The following is a 17,953-nucleotide window of genomic DNA, read 5'->3' as shown; positions in this document are numbered from 1 at the left end:
ATTTTTCATCCTTGTCTATCAAAAAAGAACTAATTTGAAACACATTTTAAATGATTAAGTAAAACTATTATGAAAGCAACACTATTACTGATCTCACTTTTTTTTATCCTTACCAATAGTTATGGACAGGATTTTGAGCTTGTCCCTTACAGATTTAAAAATAAATGGGGATTTGCTGACAGCACAGCCACTGTGAAAATCAAACCTGTTTATCAGGATGTTATTCCTTTTAACCGTGGATTGGCAGCGTTTAAGAGAGACAATAAATGGGGCTTCATCGATCTTAAAGGTAAAGAGGTATTAGAAGCAAAGTATGATTCGGTGGGTACTTATTTCCAAGGTTACTATGCGAAAGATGAGAAAGCTTCCAATAAAAGTAGCGTTGTCAGCGGATTATTAGTTTATGAAAATGGAAAAGGAAGCATTGTTGACATCACGGGAAAAGTCATTTCAACGGTAAGCCTCATGTTTGCCGATGAGGAGGAGGAAACCGCTGCTTACAAAAACAAGATTGAACTCATTAAACTAAATGATAAAGTCGGTTTTAAGATCAAAAAGAGTGGTTTTACTATTGAACCATTATATGACAGCCTTATTTATGCTGATACCGATATGATCTCTATGTTTGGCAATAGAGAAACGCCTTACTTTTTAGCGATGAAAGATGGAAAATGGGGCATTATCACCACTAGAAATACTGAAAAGCTAGCCTTTGAATATGATAACCTTATTGATCTTGAATTTAATGGAAAAAAACTGTTCAAGAAAAATGGTAAATGGGGAGTAATGGATCAACATTATTCTGTTTTGCTGCATAATGAATATGATTCTTTAATCTACGAAAATGGAAATTACTTAGCGGTGTCCAATGGTAAATGGGGTGTATTAGATTATAATTTTAAAAGTACTCTTCCTTTTGATTATGAAGCATTAAAAATGTCCTCTGACGAAAAAGGGTTTTATGTAAAGAAAGGGAACTGGGGATTCTGTGACACCAATGGTGAGCTAAAAGTGCCGACTAATTTCTCTTCGCTTGAGAAATTGAGCTATACCGATTTTTTCAAATTCAGTAACGATATAAAGAAGAAAAAGTTTGGCTTATTCAGCCTGGATCAGACTATTAAAATCGATGCCATTTATGACGATATAGCCCCTTTTACAAAGGGATATTCTCTTGTAACAAAGAAAGGAAAACGAGGGTATATCAATGAAAAAGGTGTTGAGTTTTTCAAAAAGTAATAGCTGAACCTTTAAATCTAGGATAAAAGAAAAAAATTAATGAATATAAAAGGGACCTCAAAACAATGTTCTGGGGCCCCTCAAAATATAAATGTATTCTAAATTATTATTTCACTTTCTGCGCTTCTACCAACCTCTTCTTTACCACTTCAGAAGCGAGTTGATCTACAAAAGACAACATATTCTCTAATGATTTACCTTCAGAAACCGTCTCCCATTCTTTGTGGATCAGCATCTCTCTACGCTTACATTCTATGGTGTAAGGCTGTTCCGCAATCAATTCTGTGATTTGAGGTGTAAAGAATGAATCCACAAGCTGTTTATTATTACCAAACACATTGAAAGGCATTGTGTTGGATTTCGGCATCAGGTCAAAATCGTATTGTGTAACGAAGTCAAACAGATCTCTTTTTTCTTTGGTGTAGAAATCAGGGATGCCCCCTTTCGCAATATTGAATATTAACGCTATTGTGGCAGTACGGCTTTCTGTAGAAAAGTCACTTACATTGACATAGGTAATATCACAAATCATAAAGCTGTAATGTTCCCTTGTGCCAAGTACAAAGTTTTGTGCCCTTCTAAGTCTTGATAGGATCGAAAACGCACTCAAATAAGGTCTTACAAAAGATGGACTTAGGTTGGCTTCGAAATCCAGTTCATGTACAAGTGCCATATTTTGAATGGCTCCAGCACGTTTTGACAATTCGTATTTCGGATTGGACTGACGGTAAGGGTTAGTCACTAGCCTGCGAGAAGATAAATGATGTTGTGACTGGAAGTGATGGTTTTCAAATCCTGTCTTAATCAATTCTCCTCCCTCTTTCATAAACTTATTCTGAATGTTATGAATATTACTGAGGAATGTATGATCAATGAAATAGGCATCACTGAAATCAAGTACGATTTTCTGGTTTTTAGGCTGTGCATCGATCAGCGATTTAAACTTAAGGTAGTTGATAAAAGAGGCTACACCTGTAAACTTAATTACTAAACCATCTTCAGAGGCAGAAATCTGAGTTTTTAGATCAAACATTTCCTTGAGTTTCACACCTTGAACCAATTCAATAGCCACTTTTAATGCAATACCTGCTGCTACACCTACCAAAAGGTCTGTCATGAGTGTAACAATCAAAGTGGTTAGAAATTGCATTAATTGGTCTATACCTACATTATTTATTTTTTTGAATTCCTTAGGAGAAGCTAATTTAAAACCTGTGAATACTAGCATTGCCGCCAACGCTGCATTTGGTATTGTTTTAATCACAGCGGCCGCCAATACAACAAACAGTAATAAGAAAAGACCGTGATAGAAATTACTCATTCTTCCCTTTGCTCCAGAATTAATATTTGCTGAGCTTCTTACAATTTCAGATATCATTGGCAGACCACCAATCAATCCGGCAATTGTGTTACCAATACCCACTGCTACTAAATCTTGATTCAAGTTTGTCACTCTTCCTTTCGGATCTAAAGCATCTACCGCTTTTGCACTCAATACAGATTCTATACTTCCCACTAAAGCAAACATCAAGATATATTTGATAGAAGTGTAGGTCAACAGCTGTGAGAAATCAGGAAACGTGATACCTCCCAAAAAGCTTTCTGGTAGTACTACTAAAAACTGTGATGGGTTAATATTATAATCAATGGTGCCAATACTGTAACTGTGCTCTTCAGAAAGATTAAATATAAAGCCTAACGGAATGGCCACTAACAATATGAGTAGCGGTGCGGGAAGTTTCTTTACTGTAGCATTCTTTATATAAGGATGACCGAAAAGTAAAGCTAAACTTAATAGACCAATGGCAGCCACTTTAGGATTGAGATGTAAGAGACTGTGAGGAATTTCAGCCAGTAATCCCCAAGCAGATTTTGCTTCTGGTACTACTCCCAAAATCACATGGGCCTGCTTACTGATGATAATAACACCAATGGCGGCTAGCATACCTCTAATCACCGAGATGGGAAACATATCTCCCATTTTACCAAACTTGGCAAATCCCAGCAGAATTTGAAGTACACCTGATACGGCAATCACAGCCAAGGTCAGCTTGTAACCCAAAATAGGATCGTTACCTCCCAGTTCTTCCACAGCACTGATCGCAATAGCAATTAGTCCTGCAGCAGGCCCTTTAATGGCCAACGGTGCTTTCGTTAAGAAAGTGACAATGAGTCCGCCGATAATAGCAGTATAGATACCAGCAATAGGCGGAAAACCACTTGCTTTTGCAATTCCCAAACAGAGTGGAAGTGCAATCAGAAAGACTAAAAAGCCAGAGATGAAGTTGGATTTGATGGATTTACTAATCATTTTTTCCTAATTGTAATTTCAAACTGAGCTCAAAATTGAACAATCCATTTCAGATTAATAGCATAAATACTATTAATTGATTTTATGATTTACATAAATATTTTTAATGAATTGCGCTTTTATATTTAGGATTACTTGTCTTATTGGGTCTTAAAACAATGTATTTCAGCGTTATCTTAAACTCAGAGATTTATTATTTTACACAACACAAAAACTAAATTTCAGTTGTCTTTTTTTATTCACCAACTGAATAGAGCCTCATAAAAACTACTCAATGCTAAAAAAATACTCCTTACAAATTCGATTGATTGGCTTGACGAAGTAATCTCTTCTTAAAAGGTAGCATACAGTCTGAACCGTATTCTGAAAGAATTAGTTCAGAATAAAGTCATTGGAAATAATAAATTGCAGTAAAAAGTCGAATTTAGAACACCTAAGTGTAGAGGTCTTAAGTACTGTGACAAAAGTAAACGAGTGTTCCGTGCACCATAGTTAAAACTATGGGCAGGTGATATAACAATCTAATCAAGACTAAAGTCTTGAAGATTGATAACGTAAGCAACACTTTAGTGTTGGTAGAGTCTGTATCACCTGCCCATGACTTCAGTCATGGTGCACGTAATTATTGTTCCATTTCTTCTGTCATAGTACTTAAAGAAAATGGAATGAAGAGTATGAAAGCTTTAATCAAAAAATAAAAATAATTATTATTTGATTTTCAATAAATGAACTATAAATTAGGGATCGAATTAAAACTATTGAGTAAACTAAATTTAATGCAGTACTTTATGCCATAATCATTTCTTCATCGAGTGATTAGCTAAAACGACAAATAAGCAAACGGATAAATTGAAGAATTTCAATCTTTAATTCATTAAACAGAAATACAAGCAGACAATTTAAAGCAAATGGATTTAAGGCATCACATCTATAAAAACTAAGATGGAGCCATCATTTCTCAACTTTTAGTGTGCTAAATATAAAAAGCAAATGATTTGTGGAGACTTGAAACCACTTTAAAAAACGGGGCAAACTCCGAAAGGCCATATGAGTAGGAATAAACATTTTTTTATTATGAAAGAAGAAAGCAGCGGATCAAACTGGTGGGTTTACATTTTAATTTTACTTGGAGTAAACTTGATGAGTTACATTTTTGACTGGCCATTTTGGATTTATTAGTCTATGAGAAAGAATGAGTTTATTTTCAACATCCTTCTAGGATTATCTATAATAGTATGGGGAATAATGGGTTTGGTGAAGTGTTTTACCACCGAGTTTTCCGTTATTCGGATCTCTGCTTCAATACTCAACATGTTTATTGGCACTCTGTTTATACTAAGAAAACCTGTCATTGAGGAAGGTTCTACGTTTACTATGATCATTAGCGTCCCTTCATTCCTGCTTGGAGGATTCTTGTTTAAAATGACTCATTCTTTTCAAAATCTTTCTCCTTTTATTGAAGGATTATTTTTTACGGGTGTGGCTATCACTATTTTTTCCTTTTTCTATTTAGGTAAAAATTTCGCTATCTGCCCCAATTTAAGAGAAGTAACCACAAAAGGACCTTATCAGCAAGTAAGGCACCCTGGCTACTTTGGAGAAATGCTGATGACTTTAGCATGTTGCATGGTCAATACTTCTTTTCTTTCTGTGATTGCCTTTTTATTATTTATAGGAAGTTTGATTTTGAGAATTAGAGAAGAGGAAAAGTTGCTATCAAAAACCGTTGAATACCAAACTTACAAAAGTGTTGTAAAATGGCGGTTAGTGCCTTATGTTTGGTAGGTTGATCAATAAAAGCTACAAATACAAAAAACGCTTCACTTTGAATGGGATCAAAATGAAGCGTTTTTATTTTTTCTTTAGAAGAAGCTTAGTCTCTCTTCACTCCAAAAAGACTATCAAGGAACGTCAATACTGTAGAGTAAACAAGGCTGAATATGAATGACATCATTAAACCGCCTGTTCCAAAACCATTGATCAAAGAACCTGCCCAATAGAACATTAAGGCATTAATCACTAATAAGAAAAGTCCTAATGTTAATACTGTGATAGGCAGTGTCAATACTGTCAGAATTGGTTTTACAATCGCATTCATAAAACCAATGGCCAAAGCGGCCCAAATTGCTGTTCCATAATTTGTCAGATGTACTCCTGAACTTGGAGCAATCCATTGGAAAAAGCCTGCACATGCCCATACGGCAATGGCTGAAACTAAAATTCGAATAATAAATTCTTTCATATTAATATCTTCTTCTTGATTTTGGTTTATAAGTACTTTGTATTAAAAAGTCATTCCAAAGTAAATGAAAATCAATTAACAATCAGATTTATTAACGTTATTTTCTTACTTAGAACCAAGACAAAATGAGTTATCAACTGTTTTGTGTTTAGTTCTTGAGTAAAATATTTTATTCTTGATAAGATCCCACCAATTCTTTAAACTCATTTTTATAACCAAATTGATCAAAAGAATCAGAGGTATTGGAAAGGTCTAAAATCATAGATTTGGAAACGGTTCCTTTATATTCCGACTCTTTCATCATTAATCCAAAACCAGTTACAGCTACCGCAAATTTCATGTTATTTGATGCTTGTGAAATATCGACAGGATTAGTGTCAATTTTATGCGTTAACGCTCTTGATGCTTCTTCATCTGGCTTTTTATACCTGAAATCAAAAGTGGCAAATTCTGTTCCTACCGTATTATCCAATAGAGCCACTTCATAAATCGCAGTTATTGTCTGTGATGAACCGATTTCTCCTGCATCTTTTTCGTCATCTTCAAAATCTTCTTCGCTCAATTTTCTATTTTCATAACCAATCAAACGGTAAGATTTCACCCTTTCAGGATTGAAAGTGATCTGGATTTTAGCATCTTTGGCTACTGTGTAAAACTTTCCAGTCTCATTGACAAATACTTTTTCCACTTGTTTCACATTGTCAATGTACTCATAATTTCCGTTGCCTTTATTGGCAATCTGCTCCATCATATGGTCATTCAGGTTGCCTGTACCCACTCCCAAAACAGTGAGGTAGATGCCTGTTTCTCTCATTTCTTCTATCAATTCGATCAACTCATCTGTACTTGACGGACCTACATTAAAATCACCATCTGAACCAAGAATAACACGGTTGTTTCCTCCTGGAATAAAGTTTTCTTTGGCAATAGCATAGGCTGTTGTAATTCCTGCTGCACCTGCTGTAGAGCCACCCGCTCCAAGACGATCAATTGCCTCTTTAATTTTCTGTTTTTCATCTCCAAAAGTAGAGTTCAACAACAACCCCGCTTGACCGGCATAAGTGACTATAGCAATTCTGTCGGTGGGATTAAGATGATCTACCATAGTTTTAAAACCTGCTTTCAATATTCCCAACTTATCGTCTGAACTCATAGAACCAGAAACATCTATCAAGAATACATAGTTTGAGCTTGGCAGTGAAGTTTGAGGAATCGTCTTCCCTTTCATCCCGATTCGCATCAAATGATGTTCCTCGTTCCAAGGGCAAGTGGCAAGTTCTGAATTCAGGCTTACATTTTCATCACCTGTTGGCTAAGCATAATCATAAGTAAAGTAATTGAGGTACTCTTCAATTCTCACCGAAGCAACGGGAGGTTTTCTCCCAAAGTACATAAACCTTCTCATGTTAGCATAAGAAGCACCATCGGCATCAATTGAAAAAGTAGAAAGCGGTTGTTCTACTACATCGATAAAAGGGTTTTCACCATGGTCTTTGTAATTTTCCCGGAGTGTTTCAGGAAGTTCTTCGTAAAAAGAATCATCATAAATACCTATATCAGGGGCATTCACATCTTCATTTACACCACAGCTGAAAATAAGGAACGGAAGAGAGAAGAGTGTGCTGAATAGTTTGAAATTCATTCTATTCGCATTGTTGTTGAGTAACATAATAAGATAAAAATTAGTTTGCGGTTTTTTATTGTCAGTACTATAACAATGCAAATAAGGTGTATGACAAAAAATTTGTACTTAACACAAATCAAGCAATTATTCAATCAGAGATTTACTGTTTTTCGAAGAGCCCCTCTTTCTCATTGTAAACCATTTTCACTTCTTTCCCTTTTTCTAAAAAATCAATTTTAAAACCGGAAGACAGTGCACTATCTTCTGTTGGAAACCATGTTCCTTTCTTTTCATTATTAATACAAATAAACAATCCTTCTGGATCACCTACGGCACAAAAACGATGAAAAGATCCATCATAGATTGGCAACTCGATCACTTGAGAAAGAGATTGATAGACCTTTTCAATAGCAGTGGAAGGCACACCAATTTCTGAAATTGAAATAATAGAAGCAGCAGAAAAATTCTTATCTCCATTTCCTTTCACATCTTCTCTTCCAATCAGTTCTACAATATTTTCATCTTTATCGTAGAAATAAATGGCCTTTGCTTTCCACGCTGAAAAGTCTTGTATATCGGAGTCTGCCTCTTTTAAAATCACTACTCTTTCTTTCACCCATTCCACTGCTTGTTCTACTAATTCAAAAGGAATATTTAATGCAAAATGATAAGGTTTACTCTCTTCTGAATGTTGAAAAATCAGTTCAGATTGACCTATTTGAAAAGCGATTGACGTTTCATTTTTATAGTTGAGTGGAAGGCCTAAAATATTTTTATAGAATTGTAACTGTTCTTCTAATTGAGGAGTGTTTAAATAAAGTTTTTGGATTTTCATGATGATGGATTGGTTGTAAAACTTCTTCTACACTAAGATAAAAGGAAAATTGTTTTTAATATCATTCCTTGCTTGGTTAGAATTTACTAATGTCACGATTTTGTTAGTTGAGTTATTCGTTTAATGGAAAATGTTACTTTGAGATAATAAGTACAATTTGATTTTTTACTTAAAAAGGGCGATGTAAAAACAACGCCCTGATATCAAATTTTTAATATTCTATTTTCAATGTATTTCCTTCAAGATACCTTCCTTCTGACTCTGTAATTGGAAGTTTTTGCTCAGCAGTCATCCCAATCGTTTCTCCGTGGTTCAATGTTACATCATAAGCCAAAACATAATGTGTGATGTCATAAATGATTAAACTCAAATCCTCTAAGCTTTTGGCTGAGTTGACAATTTCCATTTCCTGCTTTCCAAAATCGGCAAGCCCATAGGTATAAACTGATCTTTTATTGTTTTCTTCTCTAAAACCAAAATATACCCAATTGCCCACAGGTAAGTCCTGCTTAGACATCCTCTCCATGTTTGCAAGATAAAATTCCTTTTTCAACAAAAGACTTCGTCCCCCCATATAAAAACCTGTGGATTTACTGTTCTTTAAAACCGCTCCAGCAACTTGGTTAAAAAGTATATTTTCTTTGATTGGATCTTTACCTGCATTCATGATGGATACAATCACGTGCCCTTTATGTTTAGGAGCCTCTGTAATGCCATTCGGCCAAAAGTAACTGTATTCGGCAGTCTTCTTCACTTCATCTCCAGGAATAGGAACGTCCATACTTGCAACGACAACACTGTATCCGTTTATTGTGAATACAGAGGCAACATCTGACGTTTCCTTTGAAGTAATCTTGAGGTTCCAAGTCTTTTCTAAATCAGCGAATACCCCGTCTTGGTCTAAAGAGTTTGCTTCTTCCAGAAGTACCATTCCTAAAATACTAGCGTCTTCTTCTGTTGTATTTTCTGAGTTTCCACGAAAGCTAAATAGCGTCATCAGCATCATAAATAATGTTGCTGCATTTAAAGTTTTCTTCATTAGTTTGAGATTTAATAGTTGCTTTATATTAAGCTGTCAAATATATTTTACCACTTCTATCATTAACCCTATCACCCCTACTCCCAAACATAAGGGAGAGAAAAATTTAGTATCGGCCTCTGCAAACTCAGTACCTCTTACTCTTTTAAAGAAACCAACATAATTGAATTCCCCTATAGCACGTAGGATAAAAATAAATGGGATTCCCCAATAACCATAACGCAGTATTTCTTCAGACACAGGAGGAATGAATAGGTTGAGCTTCAAAAAATAAATCAAGCCGAAGGAAAACAATATCATCCCTACCATAAATGTGGCTATTGGTGGCGTTTCAAAGGCTGTAGCTTCATTGGCCTTAGTAGGGATGACTTTATGAACACCCCATTTTCCACCGAATAACCAATAGAAATGAATACCGCCTAAAAAAGTAAATAGCAGTACCAGAAGAGAAGAAAGAATAATTGTGATCATATGTTTGAAATTTTAAAGAGCTGTTTGTATTGCTCTTGGTTGAAAGATGACGGTGTGAATTGCATCAATTGATTACGACACCATCTTAAAATTGGATTAGAAAGATGAGCTACTTTTCCGACCCTCCAACTTGTTTTTACCACTTGATGTGCTTTGGGCATTCTTAATTTCTGAAACACTTGAAATGCCTGTTGACTTTTATACTTACTCAAACATTCTGCGAGCACATTAGCATCTTCAACCGCTTGACATGCTCCCTGCCCCATATTGGGAGTTGTAGCATGTGCTGCATCACCCATTAAACACACATTCTGATGAAACCACTGCCTTGTTGGTTTTAAATCTGAGATCTCTGCAGTATTGATTTGATTTTGAGAAGTGGAAGTAATGATTTCATTGACAATAGGATGATATTCGGTGAAGAACTTCTCTATCTTTTCTCCCCTAAACTCCTCTTTATGATCAGAAAACGATTTTAATGCATACCAGTACACTTTGTTTTCTGCAATTTGTAGAAAACCAAAACGGTCTGTTTTCCCCCAAGCTTCATTGAGTTCATTTTTGTAATGATCAGGCAAGTCAAAATCTGTAACTCCTCTCCAGCAAATTTGATGGGCATGCCTGATAGTCGTTTTGTCAAAAAGCTGTTGTCTTACATTTGACCTCAATCCATCGGCACCAATTACTAAAGGGGATTGCTCTTGATGACCATTTTCAAATTGTAATAGAACCTCTTCTTGATTTGATTCAATTTTGTGCAGTTGATGATCCAAATAAAGCTCTTCAGTAGTAAGCTGTTCCATTAAAATTTGCTGTAAAGCACCTCTATGAATAGCTATATTTTTTACCTGATATTTCTTTTCAAAAAACGTCAGGTCAATTTCAGAAATTTGCTGAAGATTGGCCTTCGTAATATTCATTGATGAAATCGGGTTGCCATTTTGCTCTATAAAGTCTTTTAACCCTAGCTTTTCATACACCTGCATGGCGTTGTTGGCCAAAATAATTCCAGCACCCACAGGCTTGATTTCTTTGGCCTGTTCAAAAACCCTTGCCGTAAATCCTTTTTGTTTAAGTGCAATGGCAGTAGTTAGTCCACCAATTCCTGCTCCTATAATGTCAATTTTCATAGTGTTACTGTTTAATTAGTACAAACGTACTAAAAATAAATTAAAATAGTACATTTGTACTAATTATTATATATTTGCACTTATGAGTACTACCAAACAAAGAATTTTAATGAAATCCTTAGATCTCTTTAATGAAAAAGGAATTTCAAATGTATCCTTAAGGACTATCAGTGATGATTTAGGTATCAGTATCGGCAACCTGCAATATCATTTTAAAAAGCGAGAAGACATCATAGAAGCTCTCTACTTTCAGTTAGCCGAAAAGATTGATGGTATTCTCTTCTTAAACGAAAATGATTTGCTGGATTCGTTTTTTAAAACTTCCCAACAGATGATTACCATAATGTTTGAGTACCATTTTTTCTTATTGGATTTTGTGACGGTGCTCAGAAATAATCTGAAGATCAAACAACATTATGCTGTTCTTTCCAAACAGAGAGAAAAGCAATTTTTAATGGTGGTTGAGACGATGATGCAGCACAACTTATTCCGTAAGGAACTTTTAAAAAATGAATATAAAACGTTGTTCCAGCGAGTGGAAGTGATCAGTAATTTCTGGTTTTCATCTGTACTGGTCCAAGCTTCATCTCTCACTGAAAGTGTGATCGAAGATTATCTTTTAATTATCAGCCAGAGTATTTTTCCTTATCTGACGGAAAAGGGAAAGAAAAGGTATATTGATTATTTTCCTGCACAGAAATTGGAAAGTTAGAATGAATCAAATTAATTTCTAATCACTTTATCAATATCTTTTAACCACACATCAAATAAAGGAATTTCAAAAATATTGTAATTTCCATTCAAATAAATATTAGAACCGTTTTCAGACCTTCCTCCACAAACAAATTTTAATTTATCATTATAAATATCAAGTATTGCCACTTTATTATTCAATGATAGTGTCATAGTTTCATCTCCCTTGTGATCAAAGAAATAGAGATTATTGTCTTTATATCCAATAAAAATATTCTTTTCCTTGATGTACTTGATTTTATCAATAGACTTGAATTTATTCAAGAATTTCACTGAAAATTTGTTTTGGGCTATGTCAAAAAAGAAGGTGTTTTCTGCATTTTTAACTAAAAAATAATTTTCGTCGGAATACATACTTTTAATAAAATCTTCCTTACTATTGAGTGGTAGTTTAATTTCTGATAAAGTGGTATCAGTCATATAATAATTCCAGTCAGAAATGGACTTCATAAAACTCGGAACTTTCCTATTTTGTAACCTATATAACCTAATAGTACTCTTATCCTTTTCTTCTACTAAGTAGTTATTGTTTAATGTTATTTTTAATTCCTTCTCAACAGGTGACAAGTCTTTATTATTAAAATCTATTTCAAATAAAACATCATAGTATCGAAAATAATAATTACCGTCTATAGAATAAATAAACTTTGAATTGGAACTACCGACCCAAGATGGCTCAGTGTAGTAGTTATTATTTTCATGGTGCTCTTTTATTTTATGAAAAATTGAATCATTTATAGAATATGAAAATAGTTTATTTAGTTGATCAGAGGAATAGACATCAAGTATTGAATCTTTTTCATAAACAAAGAAATAATCATTATTTAAACTATTGAAGTTAGGGTATTTGTACTCATTATTTAGTACTTTCTTTCTATTATTGAGCAGGTTAATTATTGTAGTTATTGAAGTTACTGTATCTCCATATGTTGTTTCATAGGATAAACATATATTACTTTCTACCCTACAATTAGAGTTTATAGAAATATCTTTTAAAGAATCTTTACTGTTTAGATTATAGATGAAATCTCCAATTGAAAAATGCTTACCAACAATTAGGCTGTCATTAATAATATTTTGGTTATAAATAATATTAGGGATATAAATAAAGGAAGATGCCCTATCAGGAGTATACTTAAATGTTTTTTTAACCTTGTTAGATAAGGTGTAAATATTATCTCCTACGTAGTCAAACTTTTTAATCTTAAAATCATCAAATAGTTTAAATTCATAGTCACTATCTAGCTTTTGGGTATTGAGTATATCATATTCTCTTGCTCCTTCATTATTTGATATTGATAGTGTCTCATTAATGGATCTAAAATTATTACTCCCGTCATATTTTATAAACTCTATTTGCTTATTTTCAGAATCAAAACTACTCTTCCTTAAATTGTAATAACTATACTGATTTCCATAAGTTCTATCGTCTACATAGCAAGGTAAAAATGGATACTCAAAATCAAATTCTGGTATTATGGATAGTTCTGAAGGATGCAAAACTGTGTAAGTAGTGTCGTAGCTATTATCAGCGATAAGCTTAATAGAGTCAACTTTAATCCACTCATTATTATCTTTCTGGAAAAATGTAGTAGCTTTATTATTGACTATTACAAAACATGATGAGTCTAATTTATGCACGTTTGCATGAATGTAACTATCATTCTTTTTTAAATTCCATTTTCCAAAGCTATGAATGATATTTCCCTCTTTATCCATCTCAATAACATAATTTACACTATCATTATCGATAAATGTTGAAAAGATCATATTACCATCTTCAACATTGATCATGTTATTAAAAATGCTACTTCCCTCATGTAGTACACTTTCATCATATGTAGTTAATACTTCTCCTTCCCTATTAAATAAGCGAATATTATAAAGAATATTTGCATAGGTGTAACTACTATGCTCTATGTCAAAGACTAAGAACTGTTCTTCATTTAAAAATTTTATTTTTCTTCTGACTCTACTTTCATAAGAACGATTGAACCAAACAGGGTCAGTATGAATAAAAGTGGATATAAATTCGAAATTTTTATTTAATGTAGATAACCAGAAAGATTGGTAAAAAATCACAATTGTCTCCCCTTTAGGGCTTACTTCCATATCAATTGCTTTCTCTGATAATTTGAGTACTTCAATTTGCTCTCCCATAGTATTATAATGGAAAAGTAAATCTCCGGTTAAAAGGTAAAATGTATTGTCAGTTGGGTTCTTTACCATTTTCACAAAGTCCTGCGTTCTTTTCCTTAAAAGCGCCTTCTGATCTTTGGTTGACTTAATGCAGATATCATTTTTATGGGCGATAATAATAGTACTGTCATTCAACACTAAATAGTCAACAGGAAAAGGGGAATCATTATTTACACTGATTTTATTCTTATTAAAACTATCATAGATAATTCCACCTTTAGTTTTAAAACGCACTTTACTTTTCAGAAATTGAGTTTCATTTTCATATTCAAAATGGAACACATCATCTGTAATTGAGTCATAGTTGAATTGAAAATTTTCAGACTCCATATATGAAAACACTACTTTCTCTGTTTCGGTATCCATCACACTTGAATACCCGTTGTTATAATACTTTCTTCTATTGTTTTTAATATTCTTCCTACTTATTTTTTTGCCGGTAGTATTGTATGTCTCATCTTTATATACTCCTAAGTAGTATAGTCTAATGTTTAAGTTTTTATCCGTATCCAAATAAATACTTTCAACAGCGCTTTCATCATCTTGTTTTATTATTTCTTTTACCAACTTATTCTTATGGTAATATTCATATTTGTTGGTTATTGAATTAAAAAATATAGTAGTGGTTTCATCTTCTGATAAATCATATAGACTAAGGTTTTCTGGTTCTTTATAATGGCCCAGTTTTTTTAGATTATAGTCAAAAATAATCAGCTCTCCATTTATTGGTAAATAGAATTTTTCATCGAAAAAATAGCCACCATATATTAATTGATCAGCCTCTAATTTCGTCTGATAAGTATTGAGAATAAAGCCGTTAAAATCAACAGTGAGTAGTTTAGTTTGCTGTTGGGCAATTATAATTCTTTTTTCATAATTTACATTTATAATCCAATCCAGTTTTATATCTAAGGGAGTTGTCTCTATGATTTCTAACTCTTCAAGTGGTAGTGGATCTGTACTTAACACTTCATCCAAATAGATGGGATCATTTTCCAGCATCATTTTATAATACAATTCCTTTGCACTATAATTGGTGCTATCGTATTGATAAGCCTGTATAATTTTCTTAAATGCTGTACTGCTCTTGTGATCTTGATTTGCTTGAATAGCCTCTTGCACTAACAAAAGACTTTTAGCTTCTCTCTCCCTGCGCTCTGCTTTTTCTTTTAACTCTTTCTCTTCTAAAAGTTTATTGACAAGTGAGGAATTATCAGCACTTTTGATTCCTCCAATAATAAATTCACTACCAGGTTGATTGTCACCAAAAAAGCCATACATAGACTCTGTAATATTTAACTGAGCCTGTTGGTGCATCCATGATAGAGTGATTGGATAACCCTTATCATTACCATTTTCTAAAGCATCTAGCAAGAGGTAGCAAAATGGCGAATGTTTACCTTTATATCCATCAGGTACAGGTTCCAATGCTCCTGATGTTAAAAACAGCCTTGATTTTTTAGATAGTTTCTGACGGACATAAGCATCTGTGCTTTTTGCATTATAGGTCGCGTTTGCTGATCTATAAGAATTTACTTTGCTGTTGAATGTACCACCAAAACATACGTCTAGTATAATGCCTACATGTTGGGAGGGTAAAGAATTTAATATTCCATTCAGTTGATTATAGGCAAGGTAGGTGCTTCTTGCAAAGTCTTCATCAGAAGGTTTCGAATCTTTGAATACAAGAAATCCATCATTATACATCGCCTTGTCATAATCTCCGTGCCCAGCAATAAAAATTAAGAAACGGTCATTTCTATTTAGTCTCTTATGGTATGAAAATATGGTTTTCAATACTTCATTTTTCGTTGGAGACAAGAGCAACTGTGTTTCAAACTTATACTTCACTTCAAGTATTTCTTTCATACTTGTCGCATCGTATTCTGCATTTTTAAGATCACTCCACATCGGTTTGCCATCGTATTGATTAGAACCGATAATGAGAGCATATTTTTTACTCTCAATATTTTCATTCATAATCTGGTCTAAATTTGGTACAAGACCTCTGCTGGATAAGGTGTCCTGACTAAATACATTATGAACAAATAAGTGAAGTACAATGCAAAATAAATATGTATGAAAAAGTTTGGAACGAATAGACATGCGTTATTTGTCTTAAAAAGTAACATTCAGTTGATGAAATACCAGAACAGAATAAAAAAATGTCTACTTACTTTTGTCCTAGTACTAAATTCAAAGATATAAAGATTTACAAACTAGCAAAACTTTTATACATGAAGTACTGTATTGATCAACGCTCATAAAAAAAGGATCAGGCACTAAACCCAATCCTTTTCATTTCAAACTTCATCTTGCTCTATTCAAAACTCAGTTCATATTTTTTAGAGTAAGTTTCAAAGCCTTTACGGTCAGCATATACCACTGGAATATCGCCATCGGTTGGTAATCTGAAAAATGTTTTTGTGATAGATTGTTTCTCTAAAATTGCATTACATATTTCTAATACACTATCTAAATCATAGTATTCCAGTAAGTGACCACACGTTAAAGTAGTGATATAGGTTATATTATTCACCTCAAAAACGACAATAAACCTATAATAATCTTCTTCTAATTCATAGGCCAAATCACAAATTATATTACACTCAATATCAGACTCTGCTAAGGAAAACACATTTGAAATAAGATAAGAATAATCTAATCTAGCAATCCCATGTTTTTCAGCTATAAGGTCGAACATAGGTAAGTCTTCAATGATAAAATGAGCTTTCTTTTGATAACCATATTCCAGGAATCTTTCCTCTGCTTTAAGAAGAAAATCATCTTCTAATTGACCATCAAAAATATCTAAATAGGCTAAATCGTTGAAGATTTGTTCATAGGGAATTCTGACATTTTTCAATTCTTGAATAAAGGCATCTCTCTTATTTCGATCAGGCCAATACATCATAAGATAGTTCTCTAAATTCATAACATTTGATTGACTGACGGTTTTCGCCAATTCATGATACTCTTTAGGATCTACCACCTTTAGAATATTAAAAATTTCTTTTCGTAAATCCAAAATAGGATTTATACTATGAAGATCGCATAGCATTTCTAAAGTATAACTTGGGAGTTCTTTGGAAAGACTTTTTATTTCATCTAAAAACTGAAAAGCCATCTTTTCATTAGGATCATAGACTTTAATGAAGAAAGATAATAAGTCACGTTTTTTATAATCTGATAAATGGTTAGAATAGTAATAATCCATTACTTCATTAAAAAAACATGCATTAGCAGGACGAATAAATAGATTTATGCAATCACTCTTCTCGTATAAATTATGCTGATATACATGTTTTAATATATTAATCACAGATTTGCTCAATGAGTGTTCTTCCTGAATTTTTAATTTAAACACTTCAAACAATCTACTGTTAAATTCTAATTTCCCTGCTAAAAGGTCATAGAACATTTTTTGGTAGATAACATCATCATCTTTCCCAAATTTTGCCAGTTTTTCCAATGCATAGGGATAGTTTTTATCTAAGATAAGGGATATTAAGAAAGCAGGACCATCAGAAACATTGTTGATTAATACCTCAATGACATACCTCTCTAAGAAACCTCTTAAGGTTCTTTTTTCCACTAATTTTTTAAACAGATTACAGATTTTCTCCTCCTTAATTGTTTTTTCTTTGGGAAAATAAAGTGCGATATCATCTACCGTTTCTTCAATTTTATCATTGTCATCAGAAGACAGATAAGCAATATATTGGTCTGTAACTTCTTGATTACCCTCAATAAATTTTGCAACCCTTTGCTTTCTCTCCTCTTCCTCCTTATAATACTCAGAATCATTTTTTGAATTTGTCTGATCTATTTCATCTTGCAACTCTTTTGTAAGAGATTTGATGTCACTTATCAACTCAGGGTTATTTAAAATTAGTAATTGCTTGGAAGTATCTCTCAAGCCCTCACTTCCATTTTTTGTAGAAATTTTTAAGACTAAATCTAATAGTTCAGATGCTTTTGAAGATAACTCTCCGTCAATTTTCTTTGTTAGTTCTAATGACATTATTAAAAGTTTGTTTTAAGTATTGAGACATTTTAAAGTATAACTAAAAATGAGCTTTTGAAAATTGAAGAAACAACTGTTTACCA

13 protein-coding genes are annotated in these 17,953 nt (G+C 33.2%); 3 read left to right on the top strand and 10 right to left on the bottom strand.

The features are described from left to right. Nucleotides 1–69 precede the first annotated feature (69 nt). A complete protein-coding gene (locus tag HHU12_RS08230; protein WP_169656260.1) occupies nucleotides 70–1,239 on the top strand; it encodes a WG repeat-containing protein in 1,170 nt (389 codons plus the stop codon). 106 nt (nucleotides 1,240–1,345) lie between these two features. Here HHU12_RS08230 and HHU12_RS08225 read toward each other — a convergent pair whose 3' ends face one another. Further along, complete coding sequence (locus HHU12_RS08225) at nucleotides 1,346–3,550, bottom strand: SulP family inorganic anion transporter (RefSeq protein WP_169656259.1); 2,205 nt, start codon at nucleotides 3,548–3,550, stop codon at nucleotides 1,346–1,348. A gap of 1,311 nt (nucleotides 3,551–4,861) precedes the next feature. Here HHU12_RS08225 and HHU12_RS08220 point away from each other — a divergent pair. After that, nucleotides 4,862–5,335, top strand: a complete 474-nt coding sequence (locus HHU12_RS08220) for a methyltransferase family protein (RefSeq protein ID WP_169656258.1) — start codon at nucleotides 4,862–4,864, stop codon at nucleotides 5,333–5,335. Nucleotides 5,336–5,423: 88 nt separating this feature from the next. Here HHU12_RS08220 and HHU12_RS08215 read toward each other — a convergent pair whose 3' ends face one another. The 7 genes from HHU12_RS08215 to HHU12_RS08190 all read right to left on the bottom strand — a co-directional run bounded on the left by HHU12_RS08215 (nucleotide 5,424) and on the right by HHU12_RS08190 (nucleotide 10,891). Next, nucleotides 5,424–5,792 (bottom strand): phage holin family protein, encoded by a 369-nt coding sequence (locus HHU12_RS08215; protein WP_169656257.1) that lies wholly within the window; start codon nucleotides 5,790–5,792, stop codon nucleotides 5,424–5,426. A gap of 169 nt (nucleotides 5,793–5,961) precedes the next feature. Continuing rightward, nucleotides 5,962–7,020 (bottom strand): vWA domain-containing protein, encoded by a 1,059-nt coding sequence (locus HHU12_RS08210; protein WP_205959825.1) that lies wholly within the window; start codon nucleotides 7,018–7,020, stop codon nucleotides 5,962–5,964. Nucleotides 7,021–7,104: 84 nt separating this feature from the next. After that, a complete protein-coding gene (locus HHU12_RS35005) occupies nucleotides 7,105–7,434 on the bottom strand; it encodes a VWA domain-containing protein (protein WP_205959824.1) in 330 nt (109 codons plus the stop codon). 142 nt (nucleotides 7,435–7,576) lie between these two features. Next, on the bottom strand, nucleotides 7,577–8,251 hold the full coding sequence (locus HHU12_RS08205; protein WP_169656256.1) for a VOC family protein: 675 nt from the start codon (nucleotides 8,249–8,251) through the stop codon (nucleotides 7,577–7,579). Nucleotides 8,252–8,462: 211 nt separating this feature from the next. Then, nucleotides 8,463–9,290, bottom strand: coding sequence for a DUF4261 domain-containing protein (locus HHU12_RS08200; RefSeq protein ID WP_205959823.1), 828 nt, complete (start codon nucleotides 9,288–9,290; stop codon nucleotides 8,463–8,465). Between the two features lie 36 nt (nucleotides 9,291–9,326). After that, nucleotides 9,327–9,761, bottom strand: coding sequence for a DUF3995 domain-containing protein (locus HHU12_RS08195; protein WP_169656255.1), 435 nt, complete (start codon nucleotides 9,759–9,761; stop codon nucleotides 9,327–9,329). After that, nucleotides 9,758–10,891 (bottom strand): FAD-dependent monooxygenase, encoded by a 1,134-nt coding sequence (locus tag HHU12_RS08190; RefSeq protein WP_169656254.1) that lies wholly within the window; start codon nucleotides 10,889–10,891, stop codon nucleotides 9,758–9,760. The genes HHU12_RS08195 and HHU12_RS08190 overlap by 4 nt, the downstream gene beginning before the upstream one ends. A gap of 109 nt (nucleotides 10,892–11,000) precedes the next feature. Here HHU12_RS08190 and HHU12_RS08185 point away from each other — a divergent pair, with 109 nt between their 5' ends. Then, nucleotides 11,001–11,603 (top strand): TetR/AcrR family transcriptional regulator, encoded by a 603-nt coding sequence (locus HHU12_RS08185; RefSeq protein WP_169656253.1) that lies wholly within the window; start codon nucleotides 11,001–11,003, stop codon nucleotides 11,601–11,603. A gap of 11 nt (nucleotides 11,604–11,614) precedes the next feature. Here HHU12_RS08185 and HHU12_RS08180 read toward each other — a convergent pair whose 3' ends face one another. Together HHU12_RS08180 and HHU12_RS08175 are read right to left on the bottom strand one after the other, a co-directional pair. After that, nucleotides 11,615–15,823: a caspase family protein gene (locus HHU12_RS08180; protein ID WP_169656252.1), complete on the bottom strand. Its 4,209-nt coding sequence runs from the start codon at nucleotides 15,821–15,823 to the stop codon at nucleotides 11,615–11,617. 340 nt (nucleotides 15,824–16,163) lie between these two features. Beyond that, complete coding sequence (locus tag HHU12_RS08175) at nucleotides 16,164–17,867, bottom strand: hypothetical protein (RefSeq protein WP_169656251.1); 1,704 nt, start codon at nucleotides 17,865–17,867, stop codon at nucleotides 16,164–16,166. Nucleotides 17,868–17,953 lie beyond the last annotated feature (86 nt).

Origin of the sequence: Flammeovirga aprica JL-4 (assembly GCF_012844305.1) — a bacterium.
GTDB classification, from domain to species: domain Bacteria; phylum Bacteroidota; class Bacteroidia; order Cytophagales; family Flammeovirgaceae; genus Flammeovirga; species Flammeovirga aprica.
Note: the sequence above shows the minus strand (reverse complement) of the source record. Positions and strands in the feature narration are given on the sequence as shown.